We start from the raw sequence: 20269 nt of genomic DNA, 5'->3' as shown, positions 1-20269 counted from the left end.
CCTGTATTCTGTTTGCTATCTTAAGAAAGATACTGACTCAAAAATGCTGTGAATTGAGCTAGAGCGTCAACGATTTATGGTTGTTACAGTTATCTGTATTAATGTGTTAATCTCCATTGTTTGCCTTTATGTGGCTCGTAAAGTTTGGCAGCTTCGTAGAGGGTTAGCCCGATTTGACCTGATTCTCACCCGCCTAGAACATCGTGCGAATATGCTGTTGTATCGAACCCGAAACTTTGTCGTTCGGGGACAATCAACCAGTTCTCAACTCAAACAGCAGTATGACTCGCTTCAGCAAAAACTGCAACAACTCGAAAAAATAATCGCAATTGTCCGCTTAACTCGACTCATTCTGTGGCGACAAAGATTTTGAGTTGCACAAGTCAACCGCCTGGAGTCAGAATTGTTAAAGGTTTCAGGAAACGACGGGCGCAAAGCTGTCTACAATGACTGTAGGGGATATTAAGTTTTAGGTATGTCAAATAATCGTTCTGGCTCGTTTGTTGGTGGTTTGATACTTGGATCTGCCGTAGGAACCGTCATCGGTTTGTTAGTCGCACCCCGCTCTGGGAAGGAAACTAGACAAGTCTTGAAAAAGTCTGCTCAAGCCCTGCCAGAATTGGTGGAAGATCTCTCAACTAGCGTACAAATCCAAGCAGATCGACTCTCCGAGTCAGCTTTGCGAAGCTGGGAAGATACCTTAATCAGACTCAAAGAAGCCGTTGCTGCGGGCTTAGAAGCCAGTCAACAGGAACGCCAAGTGATGTCTGATCAGGTGAAAAACACAGAGACCTCTTACAGAGCCCTTGGCGATCAAAACTAGATTGTTCGGGCGGGTGAGCCGGAAATACTCTGTTGAACAGTATCTCATCAAACCGCCCTGACCGAAAAAAAGCGGGATGCAAGCCCCGTCGTTTACGACGGTTAACTTACTTTCTGCATATAGCATCTATGTGGTACCATAATATTATACGCCAAGCAAGCCAGTGTCAATGATCGTCTACGAATTTAAAGCAAAAGGAAAAGCGTATCAATATAAAGCAATCGATGAAGCCATCCAAACATCTCAGTTTGTTCGGAATTCTTGCTTGCGGTATTGGATGGATAATCGCGGACTCGGAAGAAAAGAGTTGTATCGATATAACACTGAACTCCGAGCTATGTACCCTTTTGTCAGGGACTTTAATTCACACGCTTGTCAGGCATCTGTAGAACGATGTTGGTCAGCTATTGCTAGATTCTACGATAACTGCAAAAAGAATATTCCGGGTAGGAAAGGCTATCCAAAGTTCAAGAAGAATAGTCGTTCTGCTGAATACAAACAGAGCGGATGGAGACTTTTAGACCCCAAACATATCGAATTTATCGATAAAAAAGGGATTGGAAAACTCAAACTTCTTGGAACCTGGGATCTTGCATTCTATCCAGTTGAACACATTAAACGAGTGAGGCTGGTTAGAAGGGCTGACGGCTATTACGTTCAATTTTGTATCCAAGTCGATGTGAAGGTAAAAATACAACCGACAGGGAAAACAGTTGGGTTAGATGTAGGATTAAAAGAGTTCTACACCGATAGTAATGGCAATACTGAGTTAAACCCTCGTTTCTACAGAAAAAGCGAAAAACAGTTTAAATTTTGTCAAAGACGTGTTTCAAGAAAAAATATTGGCAGTGCTAACCGATTAAAAGCGATTAAGCGACTAGGCAAAGTACACCTCAAGATAAGTAGGCAACGTGTAGAACACGCCAAAAGACTGGCGCGTTGCGTAATCCAATCAAACGATTTGGTCGCCTACGAAGACTTGAGGATTAAGAACTTAGTAAAGAATCATTGTCTAGCCAAGTCAATTAATGATGCGGGTTGGTATCAATTCAGAAAATGGCTGGAGTATTTTGGAAGCAAGTTTGGTCGGGTAACGGTTGCCGTTAACCCCGCTTATACTTCTCAAAATTGCTCAAATTGTGGAACAACCGTTAAAAAATCTCTATCAACTCGAACTCATATTTGTCGGTGTGGGTGCGAGTTAGACAGGGATCATAACGCCGCAATTAATATTCTGAATTCAGCTTTGAGTACGCTAGGGCATAGCGGAACTTGGATCTTAGATCAAAACGCTTCAGGAGATTTGTCCTCTACTGTGATAGGAGAAATCCTGTCTCAGCAAGTTGAGTCGTAGAATGAAGAATCCCCGCCTTTTAAGGCGTGGGAGTGTCAAAAGCTCTCTCTCAAGAATGAAGCGGAGGAGGCCTCAAAGTAAGCGTGATAGAATAATAACCGCCATCGGTTCTGAACTGATGGTTTCTATCTCTGGCTCCCAAGGTTGGCGATCGCTCTTGAGCCAGTGTAACAGATAACAAATTCTAGAGAAAATAAAGAGTAGGTTGTTCTCAACCTCTCAACTCTATCCCGTTAACCTCTTGCATCCTTAATTTTAATCCCGTGAGCGACCCCGTGTTTTGGCTTGGCTTGTCTATCTTACTGGTTGCTGCCAGTCTGAGCGCCGTGTTAATTGCCGCTTTACCCGCTTTGCAAGCCCTGGCGCGAGCGGCTCGTAGTCTTGAAAAGCTTGCAGATACCCTATCTCGGGAGTTTCCCCCGACTCTAGAAGCAATTCGGATGACGGGATTAGAAATTAGTGAACTCACCGATGATGTCAGTGAAGGGGTGCAGAGTGCAGGTCAAGTCGTTAAACAAGTCGATCGCAGTATTGACAATGCCAAAAAACAGGCTGAGAAAGTACAAACCACAACAGAGCGTTTTTTTCAAGGGTTTAAGGTCGGCTGGAACACGTTTCGTCAAGGCAGTCGTCGTCCGGTTGAGCGGTTAACCCCCTCACCAAAGCCCGTTTCTCGATTTGCAGAGCGTCGTGATCCTTACTTAGAAGAATCCTTCAGCCACAGCGATCCCGAAAGTTTTTATGAGGAAGCGGGTAGGGAACCTCAAACATCCCCCTACCCCAAACCCGAATCTGAAGCCCTCAATTCTAACCGTGCTGAAGGTTAGGACAAAAATTCCGAAGCAACAATCATCGTACCAATACCCGCATCGCTGAAAATTTCCTGAAGCAAGGCATGGGGCATCCGACCATCAATAATATGCGCTGCCCGTACTCCTTGGGCTAAACTCCTCACACAACAGTTGACCTTGGGAATCATTCCACCTCCAACAATTCCCTTCTCAATTAAGCCTCTCGCTTCTTGAATATCCAATTTAGCAATTAGCGTTTCGGGGTTATGGTAGTCTTCTAAAATTCCCGTCGTATCCGTCATCAAAATCAGCTTTTCAGCCCCCAAAGCCGCCGCGATTTCACCCGCTACCGTATCGGCATTAATATTATAAGCTTGTCCAGTATCATCTGCGGCTACACTGGAAACAACTGGGATATAGTGACTATCAACTAAAGACGCCACCAGCTTGATATTGACACTATTCACTTCTCCGACAAACCCAATTCCCTCTTGATCTTGAGGTCGGGCTACAATCAGGTTAGAATCTTTCCCACACAATCCCACTGCCGAACCCCCAGCTTGGTTAATGAGAGCGACAATTTCCTTATTGACACGCCCCACCAAAACCATTTCTACGACATCCATCGTCGCCGCATCTGTAACCCGTAGACCGTTTTTAAATTGGGGTTCAATTCCCAGTTTGCCCAACCAAGTGTTAATCTCAGGGCCGCCACCGTGAACCACAACAGGACGAATTCCCACACAGGACAGCAACACAATATCCCGAACCACTTGTTGCTTCAAATGGCTTTCCTTCATGGCCGCCCCTCCATACTTCACAACTATGGTGCGGTTCGCAAATTTTTGGATATAAGGTAGGGCTTCACTGAGAACTTTTACCCGACTGACTTCATCGGTTTGATCAAAATCACTCTGTTTGAGCATAGCTATATATTGTCTAAGCTTGAAGCTTAAATTTTAGCAATGTCTGTCAGAATATCCCGATTTTAAAGGGTATTTTAACTTCCGCAGTTGAGGTTGAACTTCCCGTTACAATATCAAGAGCAAGAGTCAGCAATTCTCAGTTATCTCGATCAACTTTTGAATTCTCCTTCTGCCTCCTGCCTCCTGCCTACTTTTCTTGAGATCAGTAATGGATTGAATTCGATGATTTCATCAACTCCCACCAACGATTGAGGGGAAAGTAAACCACCGGCGCCCATAGACTGCTCAAAATGGCAGAACTCAGAGCAACCTGTTGCTGATAGACCCACAAATCCATTAAAGAATGATTGCCCATTTGACTAAATTGTAAGGCTCTAATTGTCTCGACCACAATTGCCATTCCAAACACAATTAAAGCCACAGAAACAAAGTCTTCCTGCATTTTTTTCATAAGATGCTTGTAAATGAAGACCGTCAGAACTCCAACCAGCATAAAAGAGAAAATATGACTCGGATTAGAAGCCGTAATTCCATCTAAAATTAATCCTAAAACCAACCCGGCAACTGCGGCTGAAAACAGCGATCGCTTCAAACTCCAAACCACTAACCAAATTAACAGCCAATTGGGTTTAATGCCGAACAATTCCAGGGCTGGGATCGGTGCCAACACCACTAAAACACAAATAATCACAGAAGTGACGGTGACACTAGAGTTAAGAATTTGACGAGTCAACACAGACATCACTCCCATACAATCAAACAACAGTTCAAGTCTACAAAAATAACGATTTTCTAATTTTTAATCTCAACTTTTTCAATGGATTTCGGGTTCGGATAGACAACCACCCATTCCAGCGATCCCAAGGGAACGAAAAATTCAATCACAGCTTCCGGTGCAGGTGCTTTATTCAAATCCACCGAAACCACCTTGCCAACAGGCCAACCCGCCGGAAAAATTTGACTAAACGCCGAAGTCACAACCACATCATCGGCTTTCACCTTCGGAACATTGTCAAAGAACTCCATCACACCCTGATTATTTCCTTGACCCTTGAGATAGCCCATTTGCCGAGTGCGACTGACCGCTACCCCCACCCGACTGGTGGGATCACTCAACAGCAACACCTGGCTGGTATTTTGCGTGACGCTAACAACACGACCCACAACCCCTCCTGGCCCCATGACCAAATTATCCACTTTGATCCCACTTTGGCTACCGCGTCCCAAAGTCACTTGCTGCCACCAATGTTCTGCGCTGCGGCCAATCACAGGGGCAACAACCCCTTTATCATTGGGTTTAGAAGAAATATATCCTAAAAGTTTTTGCAGCTTTTGATTTTGGTTTTTTAGCTCCTCAATTTCAGCTTCTAACTGATCAATACGGGCATTTAACACCGTTCCCTGTTGCTGAACAATCATCGCCTGTTCCTCAGACTGATGAAACGGCCGACTCACCCAATAATAGATTTCAAACAATGCCGCTCCCTGAGTCTGCCTTACCAGCCACGCCGTCAACACCGCTAAACCCAAGAGTGTTAATTGTGATCCGTGTCGATTCCACCAACTCCTTGTATTCATCAGGCTTTCTCCCAAATCTAACCCCGCATCCTCCAACAATATGAGAAACGGATATTTATTACCAAAAATTGCCGCACACGCCCCTACCTTTTAGGTATGGGGATATAAGGCTCTTTCAAATGCTATAATAACTCTACTGGCAGGGTATTCAACCAGTTGAAAAACCCAGCATCTAATCGATGCAATGAACCTTGAAAACTTAAGGTATGGGGTTCTTGCCAGGAATGCTTTGGCAAGATAAAACCTTAAAGCACCAAGTACAGAGAATCAAGCATTTTTTTCTCAAGTACGGTAGGGCATACCGAAACTATCTCTGAAATGGGATGAACGACTGGGGAGACGAACCCCTCTGGAGTAGGTTAGGAAACCAGCTTGCTGTAAGGGTTGTCAATGAATCAGTAATCCAAAGCCGTGAGGTTTGGAGAATCCCCTTTCTTTAGAAATGGGGAGTATGTCAAAAAGAACGAATGCAATTCATTTCAAGCCCCATCGATTGATACTGACAAGCGCACAAAGTCAATCCGTTCCGCAATCATCAATCCGTTGTCTGTTGTAGAGACACACGCCGCCGCGCATATCTCTACCCTAACCCCAAGGGGTTATACTGTACGCGATCGCGCCGTAAATACCCGTTCAAGCTGTTTCGGATTTTCTAAAACCCGTCCGGCTCCCAAAACGACACAGCAAAGCGGGTCAGCCGCGATATGAGTCACAATGCCAGTCTCGTGACTAATCAGAGTATCAATCCCTTTCATTAAAGCCCCACCCCCCGCTAACATGATGCCGCGATCAACAATATCGGCTGCTAATTCTGGAGGTGTTCGTTCTAGGGTACGTTTCACCGCATCCACAATAATAGACAGAGGTTCTGACATACTTTCCCGCACTTCCGGGGCTTTAATCGTCACGGTTCGAGGTAAACCCGATAACAAGTGAATTCCTCGCACCTCCATGATGCTATCCTCATCTTCATAGGTTGGATAAGCCGAACCCATACGAATCTTGATATCCTCGGCAGTTTGTTCGCCAATTACTAAGTTGTGAACTTTTTTCATATACTGGATGATTGCTTCATTGAGTTCATCTCCAGCAATCCGAACCGATTCACTCAGAACCGTTCCTTGTAAACTTATAATAGCGACTTCCGTCGTTCCTCCACCGATATCAACAATCATATTTCCAGTCGGATCAGCAACAGGCAGTCCTGCACCAATAGCCGCCGCAATGGGTTCATCAATCAAGCGCACATCTCGCGCTCCCGCTTGCAAAGCCGCTTCCATTACAGCCCGTCGTTCGACCCCAGTGACTCCACTGGGAATTCCAATGACAATTCGAGGTGCAATCAGAGTTTTGCCTTGATGCACTCGTCGAATAAAATACTTCAGCATCTGTTCAGCATAGTCGAAGTCGGCAATCACACCATCGCGCAAAGGTCGCAGTGCAATTACGTTATTGGGAGTTCGACCGAGCATTTTTTTGGCATCTGTTCCGACAGCAAGAGGAATTTTCTCATCTTGATCAACGGCAACCACAGAGGGTTCTTGGAGAACAATACCCTGGCCAGAAACATAAATTAAGGTGTTCGCAGTCCCCAGGTCAATACCCATGTCCCGCGATAAGGAAAAGCGATTTAGAAGACCCACCGTTTTTTTGCCCCTTAAGTCAAAACCAATAGAACTTTTTTGAAAACAGACCCAACTCAATCGATCCAGACCCTATTACACCCCAACACATTGATTGTTCCACTTTCTGATCTCAACCGTAACAGTACAAACCGTTATCGGTTCGGTTTGGTCAAAAACAAACGACTTCACCCCAAGTCCGTAGCGGAATTCCCTTGGCTTGCTGAGTCCAAAGCTTTTTCTACCATCTTTGCTTTCTCTTTCTGGGGTAGTTCAGGCGATACCGGAAGCTACCAGCACAACTTGAAGGAATCGATGTGGATTGTATTATGTTTTGAGGCAAGAGTCTAGTCCTGGGGGTAAGAGACAGTTATCAGTGACCAGTGACCAGTGACCAGTGACCAGTGACCAGTTACCCAGTCCCAGTCCCAGTTACCAGTTGTCCCAACTCCCAACTCCCTATTCCCTATTCCCTATTCCCTATTCCCTATTCCCCTATCCCCTGTAACCTGTTGCTTGTTGCCTGTAAAATAGATATACAATCATCCAGAGTCGAAAAATTAAAGCCAAATGAGCCTTAATATTGTTACCCTTGTCGGTCGTGCGGGTCGAGACCCCGAAGTGAAGTATTTTGAGTCGGGTAAAGTCGTTTGTAATCTCACTTTAGCCGTTAACCGCCGTCGCCGCACGGATGAACCGGACTGGTTCAATCTGGAAATTTGGGACAAAACCGCAGAAATAGCTGCAAACTACGTTCGTAAAGGAAGCTTAATCGGGGTAAAAGGCACGCTCAAGTTTGACTACTGGGACGATCGCGCTACTGGGGTGAAACGCTCTAAACCCGTTATTCGAGTTGAGCAACTCGAGTTACTCGGTTCTAAGCGCGATAACGAGAGTATGCCAGAAACCAGTTATGAGGAATTTTGAAAGGAATCTTAGCAAAATTAGGTCAGAGTTCAAGTCATAAAGATAGTCCTTTTTAGTCAAGATCAATTGTTAGCGTGAGTTTAGACCCCTTAGAACAAATTCAAACCGAGTACCGCTCTGGTAAAATTACCTTTGAACGCGGTCGTTATCGCCAGTCTATCGAACATTTGGAGACCGCTTGTGACTTGGTAGACAAAAACTCTCGTTTGGGTGGAGAAATTCAAATTTGGCTAGCAACAGCCTATCAAGCCCTCGGAAAAACCCCAAATGCCATCGCCCTCTGTAAACAACTCAGCCGTCATCCGAGTTGGGAAACCCGCAAACAATCTCGCCGCTTACTGGAAATTCTCGAAGCCCCGGAGTTAAAAAGTAATCTGGAGGGATTGATCCAAATTCCCGATATGACTGGTATAGATGAGTCAAGCCGATCAACCAAAGATCTGCTAACTCGTTCTGCAACACCCCTGAAACGTTCTACTCCGAAGTCGTCGTCCCCCGAAGCCGTTGATCTGACTCAGGTAAATACCAAAGATAATGGCTTTCTGTCGATGGCATTAATTTTGATTGCCGCACTCATTGGTGGATTATTCTTTTTTTACTAATGTTGTTGCAATACAGAATAACGATTGAACTGGGATAGACTTAATTAGTATCCGAATCATCACGTCAGTATCAATGGAACGTGAAACTTCAGACCTAGAGACTATCAAGCGCCAGCTAATGAGTCTAAATCGACAAAAAAAACCCAAAATGCTGGTCGTCGATGATGAACCAGATAATCTTGATTTGCTTTATCGCACTTTTCGACGGAACTTTAACGTCTTGAAAGCAGAAAGTGGCATTCGCGCCCTAGAAATCCTAGAGGCAGAGGGTGAAGTCGCTGTGATCATCTCCGACCAACGAATGCCCGAAATGAAAGGAACAGAGTTTCTCAGCAAAACAGTCCGATCATTTCCTAATACGGTGAGAATTATCCTCACAGGCTTCACCGATATCGAAGATCTCGTCGATGCGATAAACTCAGGCCAAGTCTATAAATACATTACCAAACCTTGGGACCCGAACGAACTGAAAACCGTTGTAGAGCGGGCCGCAGAAACCTATGAACTCTTAAACCAACGCACCGCAGAGTTAAAACACGCCCAAGAACAAACCCTACTCTTGGGAACGCTCATGCAAGTTGCTCAAGAGTCTCAAAGTCTAGAAACCAGTCTCAAGTTAATGGCAAGTGCGATCGCGGAGAATTTCCAAACAGATACCTGCATCTTACAACAGGTGATCAGCAGTCAATTAACTTCTGCCGCAGGATCATCGAGCCACAGCAAGACCGTCGAAAATTGGTTAGCGATAGACCCTCTGGTTCAGGAATCCCTGAAAACCCGGACCTTACAAGCCTCGATTAATATTCCCAGAGATCCGGCTTACGCTGAGGTCAAACACTACCAAACTTCAGGCGTTCAAGCTCACATCAGTATTCCTGTGATTTTTAGAGAGCAAAGTGTCGCCCTACTCTCGCTTCAGTGGAAACAACCTTGTCAACTGACTCCAGAAGACCTAGATACTCTGCATTGGGTGTCTCAAGCGATCGCTCTAGTGATCACCAGCCTCAGCAGTTAAACCCAACCCGAAAAAACCGCCCCATTGTTCAATCTGCCATGAAAAAAGAGCGAATTCAAGCTATTTTTAACCGCATCGCTCCCGTCTACGATCGCATGAACGATCAGTTCAGTTGGGGACAGCACCGCATTTGGAAAAAGATGGCGATAGCCTGGAGTCAAGCTCAACCCGGACAGACTGGGTTAGATCTCTGTTGTGGAAGTGGAGATCTCGCCCTTTTACTCGCCCAACGTTTGGGTCGGGAAGGTCAGGTGTTTGCTGTCGATTTTTCTTGTGACCAACTGGCTCACGCCCAACGTCGCGAGAAACCCTTCACCTTCCCCCTGGCTGCCATTAATTGGGTAGAAGCAGACGCACTCCATTTACCCTTTGCTGACCAAACCTTTGACTGCGCGACGATGGGCTATGGTCTGCGAAATGTGATTGATATTCCCAGCAGTTTAGAAGAACTCCATCGGGTTCTCAAGCCGGGGGCCACCGCAGCCATTCTTGATATGAACCGTCCGAATGATCCCTGGCTGAGACGCTTTCAGCAGTGGTACTTGGATAGCTTGGTTGTTCCCACAGCAGAACGTCTCGGTTTCAAAGAGGAATACGCCTACATTAATCCCAGTCTCGATCAATTTCCCTCGGGTTGCCAACAAGTCGCCCTGGCTCGGGCTGCGGGCTTCCGACGGGCCAGCCATTATCCGATCGCAGGCGGTATGATGGGAGTATTAGTGGTCACAAAAACAGTTAATACTCAGCAGTAATTAGTTATCCGTCAGTCAAGTTGACCCCTGAGTGGGTAAGTTCGACCTTTTGATCTATTCCCAACTTTTGAACTGATAACGACCAAACGAAGGTGTTTTGAGCTGTTAGCTTTGTTGAGTTGAGGCTAAGTAGAGATAACTGTTCGCTGATCAGTCATATGGCAAACTTGTTTGAATTCTGGGTTTTAATTGCTCCGCCCATTTTAGGCGGGGTTATTGGCTATTTCACCAATGATTTAGCCATAAAAATGTTATTTCGTCCCTATCGTCCCATTCGTGTTGGTGGACGTATACTTCCTTTTACACCGGGCTTAATTCCCCGTAACCAAGAACGGTTAGCCAAGCGAATTTCTGATACGATTATGAATTCTCTCCTCACTCCCGAGGAGTTACAAAATCTAGCCCGTCGTTTGTTAAAACTGGAACGAATGGAAGCGACGATTAATTGGCTTTTACGACTTGCATTAGATCAAGTTAAAGCCGATACTGAACAAAAAACGGCTAAAATATTAGGTGGAATTTTACATGATTTATTGGGAGAATCTTTTCCTCGGGTTTTAAAAATTTGGGCGAGACGAGAAGATTTCCTAGAAGTTCAACTTAATCAAATTTTTGATCAAGTCTTATTAGAATTTCAGTTAACAGAATTACAAGCTCGTCAACTCTCGGACTGGTTACTGGGAGTGGTGATTCCACCGGAAGTCATTCGACAAGTTTTAGTTGACTTTCTCACTGACCGCAATATTGCCATCATTGATGAAGGATTTCGAGAACGAACAAGCGGTACTTATTGGGTTGTTGCTAATTTGTTTGGCTTGCGAAATACTTTAACGCGCTTACGGACTTTTTGTTTAGATGAAAAAGAAGAAACGAATCGTCGATTAGCTGAATTAATTATTGCTTTGGGACTGCGAGAACGTCTGCAAGAATGGTTGCAAAATTTGTCTCTCCAAAATTTACCTGTTTCCACGGTTCGCCAGTTACGCAAAACCATGCGAGATTCAGTTCGTCATTATTTCCAAGAGCGCGGAATTGATATTATTCAAGGTTTAAGTCTATCGATTGACTGGGAAAATGTTTCCACCCTCATCTTGAAGCGCCTGCAAGCTTCACCTGTTGTTAGTAATTCATTAGAATTAGTTAGTCAAGAACTCGCTTTAGTTCTTGAACGCTACCTCGAACGGGACTTAGAAAAAATTGTCGCTGAAGTCATCCCCATTTTAAATATCAATCAGGTGATTATTGATCGCGTGATCGCAACTTCTCCTCAAGAATTAGAGGTTGCTATCAATGGAATTGTTAAAAGTGAGTTACAAGCCATTGTCAATTTAGGGGGAGTTTTAGGTGTCATTATCGGCTGCTTACAAACGATCATCTTATTATTTCGTTAGACTGCCTGATACATTTACGCGACATCTTTCCGGCTATTCCCGGACAATGCAACGATAGCACTATCACCTTTGAACGTGATAGAGGCGGTATCCCGCAAAGCTTTTAGAAAGATTCCAAAAGCACCGTTCCAGTCCCTTGGCAGAGTGAAACCACACTCAGGACAATGGAACACTTTTGAGCCACCTAGCTGGGAATGAACGTGACCACAGTGAGTACAGGTTTTGCTCGTGTATTCTTCGGTGACATCTAAAACTGTGGTTCCGGTTATTTCGGCTTGATGTTTCAGCGTTAACTTGAATCGATAATGCGCCCACGTCAGCATAGCTCGCGCCGTCTTGGATTTAATTTTCCGCTTGACCTTGGCAACCATATCGGAAGTCTCAAAGGTGGGCAGAAAAATCACGCTGTAGTTGTGAGTCAAGTAATGCGCAATTTGCTTATGAGCCTCATCCACCAAGTTGCGGATTTTGCTTCTCATCCGATGAGCTGCTTGCCGCATCCGCCTTCGCCGTTTCCGGCTTGGTTGTTTGGCGATTCTACTCATCAAGTCATCTAAGTGTTGGCATAGCCGAGTAATGCGCCCAATATCCCCTGAGCCAAATTCCAAAAATCTATTGCCATCAAACCCTGTAAGAAAAGTTCTGACCCCCGGATCTAATGAAATCACCCCCGTCGATTCAGACTTGCTCAACTTCACAGGCTGAGGAAAAATTGCAAACCACCGCCCCTTAGCAAAAACCAATTGAGTCCCTTGGTCACAAGTTGATGGGATGGGTTCTGAAGTTGTGAACGTCAATCTTTTCGTTAGCCTGGGATACCAAGTCCCTGACGAAAAATTGGCATCATTAAACTTGATAGCTTGAGAACGGTCACGGCAACTTCTAAACTTGGCATCTCGACTGGCAGCAAAAGCTAGGTGGGCGTCAAAGATGGCATTTTGCCGAATGTGGCAGGCAGGGCTGTTTCATTCTAAAATTTTGCGATCGCTAAACCTTTGATGGGGGGCAAGTTTTAGGCTCTATTTAAACAGAAAATCTCAAAACTGTTGAAATAATCCTCCTTTTCTTTACAGAGAAAGGCTTCTAAGATTTGCCGATCGCATTTTTGAACCGAGAATGAAACGGCCCTGGAATGTGGCAGGGGGTTTCTTTGACCCATTCGGGCAAGTCACTTTGCATTACCTGATTGCGTAACTTCAGTTTGCTTAGGCGTTTACCACTCCTGGACATAGCAATCGCCTGGTTGTAACAGTATCGACAAGCCGCCAGCCATTTGCGCCAGACTTGATTTAACTCAGGGCTTGGGTAAATCCGAATCTTCCTTGACCTGAGCAATGTATTTACGAAGTCCGTAGAGTCGGGAACTGAAGCAGTGGAGGATGGCGAGGATGTCCTCAACCATTTCTCGCTCTGGACTGAGACTTGTTTCATTGAGAACCACGAGTTCACACCGGTTTTGTTCACAGAGCCATTGAAACAAGTCAAATCCAAATCTAGCCAATCGGTCTTTGTGGGCAACGACAACCATGCGGACATCTCCTGACAAAATTTGTCCCAGTAAAGCAAGCATTTTCTTTCGCTTGAAGTTGAGTCCGCCCCCAATTTCTGAGACGATTTCGGCTTGGGGGTACAAGTTGGAGAGTGCTGCAACTTGTCGGTTGAGGTCCCTTTGTTGGGCGCGACTACTGACCCTGGCATAGAGGACAACTTTCCGGTTGTTGCCAGCTCTAGCGGCATAAGACTCGATGTTGTACCGTCTTTGTCCTGAGGGGGTTCTGATGGCTTCAATTGAACCATTCTCTTCCCATCGGCGGAGGGTTCGTTCGTTGACTCCAAGGGTTTGGGCCGCTTCCTTGGGTTTGACATATTTGGCAATAGATCACTACTCAACTCTTCTCGGACATTATACCGTATTGTCCGGAGATGTCCGGCAAGTCTCAGATTAAATCCTTGATCTTTCCCGAAAATTTCGCGATTTTTTTTGCCTTCCCTATTGACTTTTCGGGGGCGGTTCGGGTATTATAAATATAATAATGGGGTGGTTGTGAAAAAAATATTTTTGCTTGCATCCAATTATAAAAATTTATATCCCAACTATACCAAAAGTCGCCTTCGCTTGTCAACTCCCTTCCCCCAGCCAGGGAAACACTGATCATTACCTGTAGTAAGATATACCGAGCAGCTCTTGGCAAAAATTCATGTCCAATTCTAACTCAAACCGTCAGCCTCCTAAGAGTCAACTCTCACCCGAAAAATACGCACGTCTCAAAGCTGAACTCAAAGCCCCGTACCGAGGGCTACGGCAATTTATTTATGTAGGATTTGGGGCTTCTGGCTTGATTGGGGCTTTAGTATTTTTGGCGCAACTGTTAGCAGGGCGACAAGTTTCGACTGCTTTACCCAACTTTGCCCTTCAGGTGGGAGTTGTGGCTTTGATGGTGTGGCTGTTTCGTCTGGAAAAACGAATCGCCCGTCGTTCCTCCCAGTCCAAGTAACATAACTTTACAATTTTAGACAAAGCGATATATCCCGTAAACAAAAGAAAATAAAGAAAATATTACGAAACAAAAGATTCTCGATGATCCCTGCAAAAATGTATAAACAAGCTCAAATGGGGTCAGCAAATATAAAGACCCTAAGTATAAATCCCTTTTTATCGTTCAAATGGGGTCAGCTTTAATAAAGACCCTAACTATAACAAGCAAAACAAAGCACCAGCTTTCCTCCTCGGAAGGACTGGTGTTCTGTTGTAAAGTACAGAGGTTGGATATCGGGTGACTGTTTCCTGTTCCCGAATTCTGCTTCTAAGGATTACTTACGAGGTAGGGCGAATCAATCGCTTGGGCTTTTCCCGCGTTGACCAGAGCTTGGTAAACAAAGGCAGCAATATCGGCACGAGTGGCGACTTGATTGGGATTTAACTGATTTTGTTGAGGATAGTTAACAATCAGTTGCTTCTGGGTGGCTCCTGCAACGTCTTGTAATGCCCAGTTGGGAATATCATTGAGATCGCGATACACCGATAAAACATCGGTATTCTCAGAAGTATAACCCAAACCTTTCGCTAACCCGACAATCCCTTGAATCCGAGTAAGCGGTTCATTCGGTCTAAACTGACCATCAGGATATCCCGAGAGAAAACCCCCCCGATATGCGGTTTGAATGGCGTTGTATCCCCAGAAATTCGCAGAAACATCGCTAAAGTCAGCCATCGGTTGTTGGGGAGCGGGTGAAAACGCTTTCTGGACAATTGCCGCAAATTGTACTCGAGTCATCGGTTCATCGGGACGGAAGGAACCATCATCAAACCCAGACATAATTCCTTGAGCGACTAAAGCCTCAATATAAGCCTGCGCCCAATGACCCCGTAAATCAGATAAAGTACCCGCCGCCAGATCAACATTCGGTGCATTCACAGATGCCGCTACAAATTCCACCGCCCCGGAGATTCGGCTTTCGTCAATCTCATTCCCCACCGCTAACAGGGTGTTTCCGCGAGTCGCGTTGTAAACATCATAGCGACCATTGCTGCGAATGATGTTATTTCCAGGATTTTCAGAGGTTCCTAAATTGGGTTGAGATTGAGCGATCGCTACAACTCCATCTCGGGTATTATTTTCAATCAGATTATTGCGAATAATCGGTTGAGCCGTATGGGAAACCACAATTCCATCTCGGTTTTCAATAATTTTATTTTCAACAATTTGAGGAGCCGCTTGGTCATTAATAGAAATAGCAAATCCGGTATTTTGAAATAAGTTGCTGCGGATTTCTCCTTGACCTGAACGCGCCACTGAAATCCCATTCCCTTCATTTTGAGCAAAAATGTTATTCTCAACTTTGGGATTACCTTCTGCACTAATAAAAATACCATCTCGTTTGCTATTAACAAACGTTGAATTGCTAATTGTAGGTGCAGAGGATTCAACCCATAAAGCGGTTCCGCGTGTGTTGGGGTTTGTGACGGTGACTCCGCTAATTTGGCTGTTTCCTACAGTTCTCAGTGTCACATTTTGACGAGCAAAAGTAGGACTGACAAAATTTCCGCCCCCCATAATCACCACATTTTGACCATTATTAGAAGCATCACCGCGAAGCACTACCCCGTCGGGAACAGAAATGGGGAAGATTTCTCCGGTTTGTTGGCTGTAGGTTCCAGGGGCGAGTTGTACCGTCACACCGGATTTTGCTTTTTGCAGGGCGTAGGTTAGGGTTTGATAGGGATTGGCTTGATTTCCAGAAGTTTCGCTATCAACCCCATTGACGGGATCAACATAAACGACTTGGGCTTGAACAAATTGTTCGCTTTGGGGAGTTTGAGGAAACAGTTGGCTAGGAGAAGGGGAAATTTGAGCGTTGGTTAGGGTAGGGGTTGCCAGTAATGGGGTGACTCCCAACACTAATGTTAAACTCAATTGACGGATTCTGACTGGGGAGAAGATAGGGACTAAAGGGATTTGTGGAAACTTTTGATTAATACAACAAGCCTTTTTTATGGTAAAACGTGGTTTAGTCATAGAATTTTTTGAGATACTGTGAGAATTTTAACGAATTCAGCACGACGTATAAACCCAGCTTCAGAACAGAAGTTCAAGATTTCAGGTCTTGATCACTCCAATCCTTGATCCGTCACCCTCAAACCCCAAACGCTTGCTACTTTTAGTCGGACATCCTGGCCCAATTCGTCGCCTATTTTCCCAATTTGTTTATTTTCTCAGTTTTTGGGATTGGTCGGGAACATTTCACGCACAAATATTGTCACGCTAGATGATATGGTGACACATAGTTTTTATTTGGTGTTTCTCTAGTTCGTCTGTCCCGGCCCCCGTTTCCTGACCTCATCTGTGATCAGATAGTTCCGAAGCGAAACCTGATAAAATTCTACAGTTGAGCAAGAATAGTTCTTCCGAGGTGTTTTTTAAATAGGGGGTCTGAGGGTGAGAGTGTTTTAATTGAGGAGGTGATTGAGGCTTAGTTTGCATCAGATTTTTGGTATTGGCTGCATCCAATTGTTTCGCATTCTGTACCCCAATCTATTGCATTCTCTCAAGCACTTCTGATATTCTAGTACAGAATTTTTAGGAATTGACTTGTTGATAACTATCCCTCACCCGAGTGAGGACAAATAAGTGTCCCATAATGAAAACTTAAAGTCAAGCCACTAAAATATGCCCAGTTATCCCCTAGATCCTATAGTGTTTTGATACACTGGGTATTCTGTTATTTTTCTAAGTAAGCCAGACCGGATTTGGCTTAAACTAAGCGTAATATCTGGTAAGTTTTTACTCAAATAACAGATTGAGTCTACCAGATTAGCGGTTCCTATTGTAGAATCCCATTGTTGAAATTCAAGTGTACAACTCTCGTGCGGAGGAGATATGTCAGATATTGGTGGAAGTTCTAGTTTAGAGATTGTAGGTGGTGGAATAGGTGGAGGAAACCTCGTCATTGGTGAAGAAGCCTCTGGCGCAAATAGAATCCAACCGACCCTGACTGGTGTCACAGAAATCCGAGGACAAGGCGGAAATGATGTGATTGTTGTTGGAAGTGCTGAAGCCGATGTCACCATTTTTGGTTTGAGTGGCAATGACTCCATTATTGGTGGAGAGGGAGACAACGAGATCTTTGGAAACGAAGGTAGCGACACCATCAAAGGTGGCTCAGGAAGTGATGCCCTCTATGGTGGTGAAGGAGATGATTATCTCTTGGGTGGAGATGATGATGACCGACTACAAGGGGATCTGGGTAATGACACCCTAGATGGAGGCGGCGGTAACGATACTCTGTTTGGGGGTGAGGGCAACGACCTGCTGAATGGCGGCGATGATGATGACGCCCTCTACGGCAACGCAGGCAATGACACTCTCCAAGGTGGAGCCGGAAGTGACACCCTATTCGGCGGTCAAGGCAATGACACTCTCCAAGGTGGAGACGGTAACGACTCTCTCTTGGGTGATAAGGGACAAGATCGCTTAATTGGGGGTGCAGGAACCGATACTTTCGTCTTTACCGAGACGGGTGAAGCCAATGCAGACACAGTAGTAGACTTTGCCTCTGGAGAAACAATTGCTCTAGGTGGGGATGTGTTCTCCTCTCTGGGTGGAGATGTTGAAGCTACCGAGTTTACTGCGGTTGATGTCGATGCTCAAAGAGGGGACGCAGAGACTCCTTTGGTTTATGTCCGAGAAACAGGTGAACTGTACTTTGATGGAGAACTTGTTGCCACCTTCTTGAACAACCCCGATCTCACGGTTGGAGATTTCGAGGTATTCTAAGGTTTAATCTCTTTTGGGTAGGGCATGACTGGGTTCAGTTTGCCTTGCCCTGATTGAGAGCAACTTCAGATTCAGTTAGAACGATTTGAGGACTTAAAACGCTTTGGGAGTCGTTGAAAATTAGTTGACCTAGCCCCAATAGTAAACCATCCGGATGATACACTCTTAAAATCGAGGGAGTGGTATTTTCAGATTCACAGACAATCCGTTGTCCCTGACACCAACGTTTAGCATCTTCAGCCGAATTGAGAGTCATCGCTTTTAAATGTTTCAAAGCCACAGACGCCGATATCGGTTGAAAACAGCCTTGCTGAATCTGCATTTCTAACGCTTCTATGGTGAGACTCTCTTCTAAACAAAACTCACTGCTTTGAGTGCGAACTAAGTTGGCTAATGTTGCCCCGGTATGCAGCATTTCACCTAAATCCCGTGCAATTGAGCGAATATAAGTCCCTGACCCACAATGAATCGCTAACTCTAATTCAGGAAACTCTCGGGAATGCCAATCTAGAACTTTGATATCAAAGACTTCAACGGTTCGCTTGGGAATCTCTACCACTTTTCCTTGACGGGCTAAATCATATAACCGTTTTCCCTGAACTTGAATCGCACTATAACGAGGGGGAATTTGTTCAATTTTACCTAAAAAATGGGGTAAAATCGCCTGAATTTGTTCTAACTTTAACTCAGGAACTTTCTGAGTCGTGAGAGTTTCACCTTCTAAATCATCCGTTGTCGTTGTAACCCCAAAGCGAATGGTCGCCCGATAAGCTTTTTGAGACGGCAAAAATTGTAGCAAACGAGTGGCTTTTCCGACTGCCAAAGGCAAAACTCCCGTAGCCGCCGGATCTAGTGTACCTGCGTGTCCGACTCGTTTTAACTTCAGGAGACGACGCACCTTTGCCACGCAATCGTGGGAAGTCCAACCCGCCGATTTATTAAGATTGAGAAAGCCCTGCATATTTTAACGAATAAAGGCTCAAACGCTTATTGATTTTAACAACTTATTGACTTAAGGTGCGGAAATCACCTGATGAGAGATCATTCGCATTGACCCCAACAACAAACCCAATAAACAAATCGTTCGTGTTACTATCTATATCAATCCGAATCAAAGCACCACTTTGTCCGCCAATTGTTGTATCTTCAATCTCTAAATCTCCGAAACGTAGACCATCTGTGAGGAGAATTTCATCATCATTGTCGGTAAAGTCAAGAATAACATCGGCTTGGGAAGCGATAGAAGTCTCTCCTGCCCGACCAATCACAAAAGAATCTTCGCCTTCACCCCCATATAGCGTATCACTACCGCGATCGCCCGAGAGATAGTCATCACCTTCAAGTCCAAATAGACTATCATTTTCTTGACCTCCGTAGAGGGTATCATCACCCAAACCCCCGACCAGCGTATCATTACCCGAGTTCCCAAATAATAACTCCTCATCATTGGTTCGATCTGAGTCTTCTTCACTCGCAAAAATCAAGTCATTCCCTTGACCCCCAAAAATCGTATCATCGCCGTCACCGCCGAGTAGAGTATCAAGTCCCTGATTGCCAAATAAGCGATCATTCCCATCTTCTCCCAGTAGAGAGTCACCACTATCATCATTATCTTCTGGGCCACGTCCATAAATCGAATCAGCCCCTCCCCCACCGTAGATCGTATCGGGGCCAGAATCACCCAGGAGTAAATTTGCACCTGTTGTTCCTCGCAGCGTATCACCTGTGGGATCATCAATTCGTCTGGCATCATCAAAGGAAGGTGTGGGTTCTCCCGGTGTGGGTGTGGGTGTGGGTTCTCCCGGTGTGGGTGTGGGAGTCGGTGTCGGAGAGGGTGTGAAAATAGGTGGGATTTCGGTATCGCTACGAACTACGGGTACTGAAGTCATAATCGAGAAGCAAGGTAAGGTTAGATGGCGCTCTGAATCAACAAAATATCAAACTCATTTTAGATCAACTCACGAATCAGCCCGAGCTGTCATTGACACTCCTCGCAATAAATTACGAGGATTCTTCTTTCAACGAGTCGGCTTTCACTGACTGGTTTTAACCCGTCAACTCATAGGTCGTCTCTTCAGAAGCGTTATGCTCTATGAGCTTGGTTCCGATATGCCCTACCGTACCTAATCCTTTCTTGAGAATGTTCAGGGCTGCGTTGTGGTCACGTTGCAATTCACATCCACAACTACATTTATGAGTACGAGTTGACAGTG

At 45.1% G+C, this 20269-nt stretch carries 21 protein-coding genes and 1 pseudogene; 11 read left to right on the top strand and 11 right to left on the bottom strand.

Annotation, left to right across the window (positions count from 1 at the left end):
* Positions 1-76 precede the first annotated feature (76 nt).
* From VB836_RS22395 to VB836_RS22380, 4 genes are all read left to right on the top strand, one after another.
* Entirely contained in the window at positions 77-373 is a 297-nt protein-coding gene (locus VB836_RS22395; protein ID WP_323222681.1) for a hypothetical protein, read from the top strand.
* 102 nt (positions 374-475) lie between these two features.
* On the top strand, positions 476-823 hold the full coding sequence (locus VB836_RS22390) for a YtxH domain-containing protein (protein ID WP_046279377.1): 348 nt from the start codon (positions 476-478) through the stop codon (positions 821-823).
* A gap of 169 nt (positions 824-992) precedes the next feature.
* The gene (locus tag VB836_RS22385) at positions 993-2177 is read left to right on the top strand and encodes an RNA-guided endonuclease InsQ/TnpB family protein (protein WP_046279378.1); all 1185 of its coding nucleotides are present in this window, start codon (positions 993-995) and stop codon (positions 2175-2177) included.
* A 263-nt stretch (positions 2178-2440) separates the two neighbouring features.
* Positions 2441-3004 carry a hypothetical protein gene (locus VB836_RS22380; RefSeq protein ID WP_046279379.1) on the top strand — a complete coding sequence of 188 codons (564 nt, stop codon included), beginning with the start codon at positions 2441-2443 and terminating at the stop codon, positions 3002-3004.
* Here the strand turns inward: VB836_RS22380 and argB are convergent.
* From argB to VB836_RS22360, 4 genes are all read right to left on the bottom strand, one after another.
* Positions 3001-3894 carry an acetylglutamate kinase gene (gene argB, locus VB836_RS22375; protein WP_046279380.1) on the bottom strand — a complete coding sequence of 298 codons (894 nt, stop codon included), beginning with the start codon at positions 3892-3894 and terminating at the stop codon, positions 3001-3003. The two genes, VB836_RS22380 and argB, sit on opposite strands and share 4 nt — an antisense overlap.
* Before the next feature lie 202 nt (positions 3895-4096).
* Positions 4097-4636 (bottom strand): rod shape-determining protein MreD, encoded by a 540-nt coding sequence (gene mreD / locus VB836_RS22370; protein ID WP_323222677.1) that lies wholly within the window; start codon positions 4634-4636, stop codon positions 4097-4099.
* Positions 4637-4686: 50 nt separating this feature from the next.
* The gene (mreC, locus tag VB836_RS22365; RefSeq protein WP_323222675.1) at positions 4687-5472 is read right to left on the bottom strand and encodes a rod shape-determining protein MreC; all 786 of its coding nucleotides are present in this window, start codon (positions 5470-5472) and stop codon (positions 4687-4689) included.
* 599 nt (positions 5473-6071) lie between these two features.
* A complete protein-coding gene (locus tag VB836_RS22360; protein WP_323222673.1) occupies positions 6072-7079 on the bottom strand; it encodes a rod shape-determining protein in 1008 nt (335 codons plus the stop codon).
* Positions 7080-7664: 585 nt separating this feature from the next.
* Between VB836_RS22360 and VB836_RS22355 the strand changes: the two genes are divergently transcribed.
* The 5 genes from VB836_RS22355 to VB836_RS22335 all read left to right on the top strand — a co-directional run bounded on the left by VB836_RS22355 (position 7665) and on the right by VB836_RS22335 (position 11781).
* On the top strand, positions 7665-8021 hold the full coding sequence (locus tag VB836_RS22355; RefSeq protein WP_046277829.1) for a single-stranded DNA-binding protein: 357 nt from the start codon (positions 7665-7667) through the stop codon (positions 8019-8021).
* A 74-nt stretch (positions 8022-8095) separates the two neighbouring features.
* A complete protein-coding gene (locus tag VB836_RS22350) occupies positions 8096-8623 on the top strand; it encodes a tetratricopeptide repeat protein (RefSeq protein ID WP_046277830.1) in 528 nt (175 codons plus the stop codon).
* A 73-nt stretch (positions 8624-8696) separates the two neighbouring features.
* Positions 8697-9638: a response regulator gene (locus tag VB836_RS22345; RefSeq protein ID WP_323222670.1), complete on the top strand. Its 942-nt coding sequence runs from the start codon at positions 8697-8699 to the stop codon at positions 9636-9638.
* A gap of 38 nt (positions 9639-9676) precedes the next feature.
* Positions 9677-10390 carry a bifunctional demethylmenaquinone methyltransferase/2-methoxy-6-polyprenyl-1,4-benzoquinol methylase UbiE gene (gene ubiE / locus VB836_RS22340; protein ID WP_046277832.1) on the top strand — a complete coding sequence of 238 codons (714 nt, stop codon included), beginning with the start codon at positions 9677-9679 and terminating at the stop codon, positions 10388-10390.
* A gap of 158 nt (positions 10391-10548) precedes the next feature.
* Positions 10549-11781 (top strand): DUF445 domain-containing protein, encoded by a 1233-nt coding sequence (locus VB836_RS22335; RefSeq protein ID WP_323222667.1) that lies wholly within the window; start codon positions 10549-10551, stop codon positions 11779-11781.
* Between the two features lie 14 nt (positions 11782-11795).
* Here the strand turns inward: VB836_RS22335 and VB836_RS22330 are convergent.
* From VB836_RS22330 to VB836_RS22320, 3 genes and pseudogenes are all read right to left on the bottom strand, one after another.
* Positions 11796-12734, bottom strand: a pseudogene (locus VB836_RS22330) (RNA-guided endonuclease InsQ/TnpB family protein); the annotation flags it as partial.
* A gap of 130 nt (positions 12735-12864) precedes the next feature.
* Positions 12865-13116: a helix-turn-helix domain-containing protein gene (locus VB836_RS22325; RefSeq protein ID WP_323222665.1), complete on the bottom strand. Its 252-nt coding sequence runs from the start codon at positions 13114-13116 to the stop codon at positions 12865-12867.
* Complete coding sequence (locus VB836_RS22320) at positions 13076-13657, bottom strand: IS607 family transposase (protein WP_046279296.1); 582 nt, start codon at positions 13655-13657, stop codon at positions 13076-13078. Before VB836_RS22320 ends, VB836_RS22325 begins: the two co-directional genes overlap by 41 nt.
* 322 nt (positions 13658-13979) lie before the next feature.
* Here VB836_RS22320 and VB836_RS22315 point away from each other — a divergent pair, with 322 nt between their 5' ends.
* Positions 13980-14276, top strand: coding sequence for a DUF3493 domain-containing protein (locus tag VB836_RS22315; protein ID WP_046281564.1), 297 nt, complete (start codon positions 13980-13982; stop codon positions 14274-14276).
* A gap of 309 nt (positions 14277-14585) precedes the next feature.
* Here the strand turns inward: VB836_RS22315 and VB836_RS22310 are convergent, their stop codons facing one another.
* A complete protein-coding gene (locus VB836_RS22310; protein WP_323222663.1) occupies positions 14586-16298 on the bottom strand; it encodes a DUF1565 domain-containing protein in 1713 nt (570 codons plus the stop codon).
* An 861-nt stretch (positions 16299-17159) separates the two neighbouring features.
* On the opposite strand from VB836_RS22310, the gene VB836_RS22305 reads away from it, so the two are divergent.
* On the top strand, positions 17160-18056 hold the full coding sequence (locus VB836_RS22305) for a calcium-binding protein (RefSeq protein ID WP_323222661.1): 897 nt from the start codon (positions 17160-17162) through the stop codon (positions 18054-18056).
* A gap of 34 nt (positions 18057-18090) precedes the next feature.
* Here VB836_RS22305 and truB read toward each other — a convergent pair whose 3' ends face one another.
* The 3 genes from truB to VB836_RS22290 all read right to left on the bottom strand — a co-directional run bounded on the left by truB (position 18091) and on the right by VB836_RS22290 (position 20267).
* Positions 18091-19017, bottom strand: coding sequence for a tRNA pseudouridine(55) synthase TruB (truB, locus tag VB836_RS22300; RefSeq protein WP_323222659.1), 927 nt, complete (start codon positions 19015-19017; stop codon positions 18091-18093).
* A 43-nt stretch (positions 19018-19060) separates the two neighbouring features.
* Complete coding sequence (locus tag VB836_RS22295; RefSeq protein ID WP_323222657.1) at positions 19061-19945, bottom strand: calcium-binding protein; 885 nt, start codon at positions 19943-19945, stop codon at positions 19061-19063.
* A 157-nt stretch (positions 19946-20102) separates the two neighbouring features.
* Positions 20103-20267 (bottom strand): zinc ribbon domain-containing protein, encoded by a 165-nt coding sequence (locus tag VB836_RS22290; RefSeq protein WP_456085767.1) that lies wholly within the window; start codon positions 20265-20267, stop codon positions 20103-20105.
* Between the last annotated feature and the right edge of the window lie 2 nt (positions 20268-20269).

Origin of the sequence: Limnoraphis robusta BA-68 BA1, from assembly GCF_034932365.1 — a bacterium.
GTDB lineage: Bacteria > Cyanobacteriota > Cyanobacteriia > Cyanobacteriales > Microcoleaceae > Capilliphycus > Capilliphycus robustus.
This window is presented reverse-complemented; position numbering and strand designations above follow the sequence as displayed.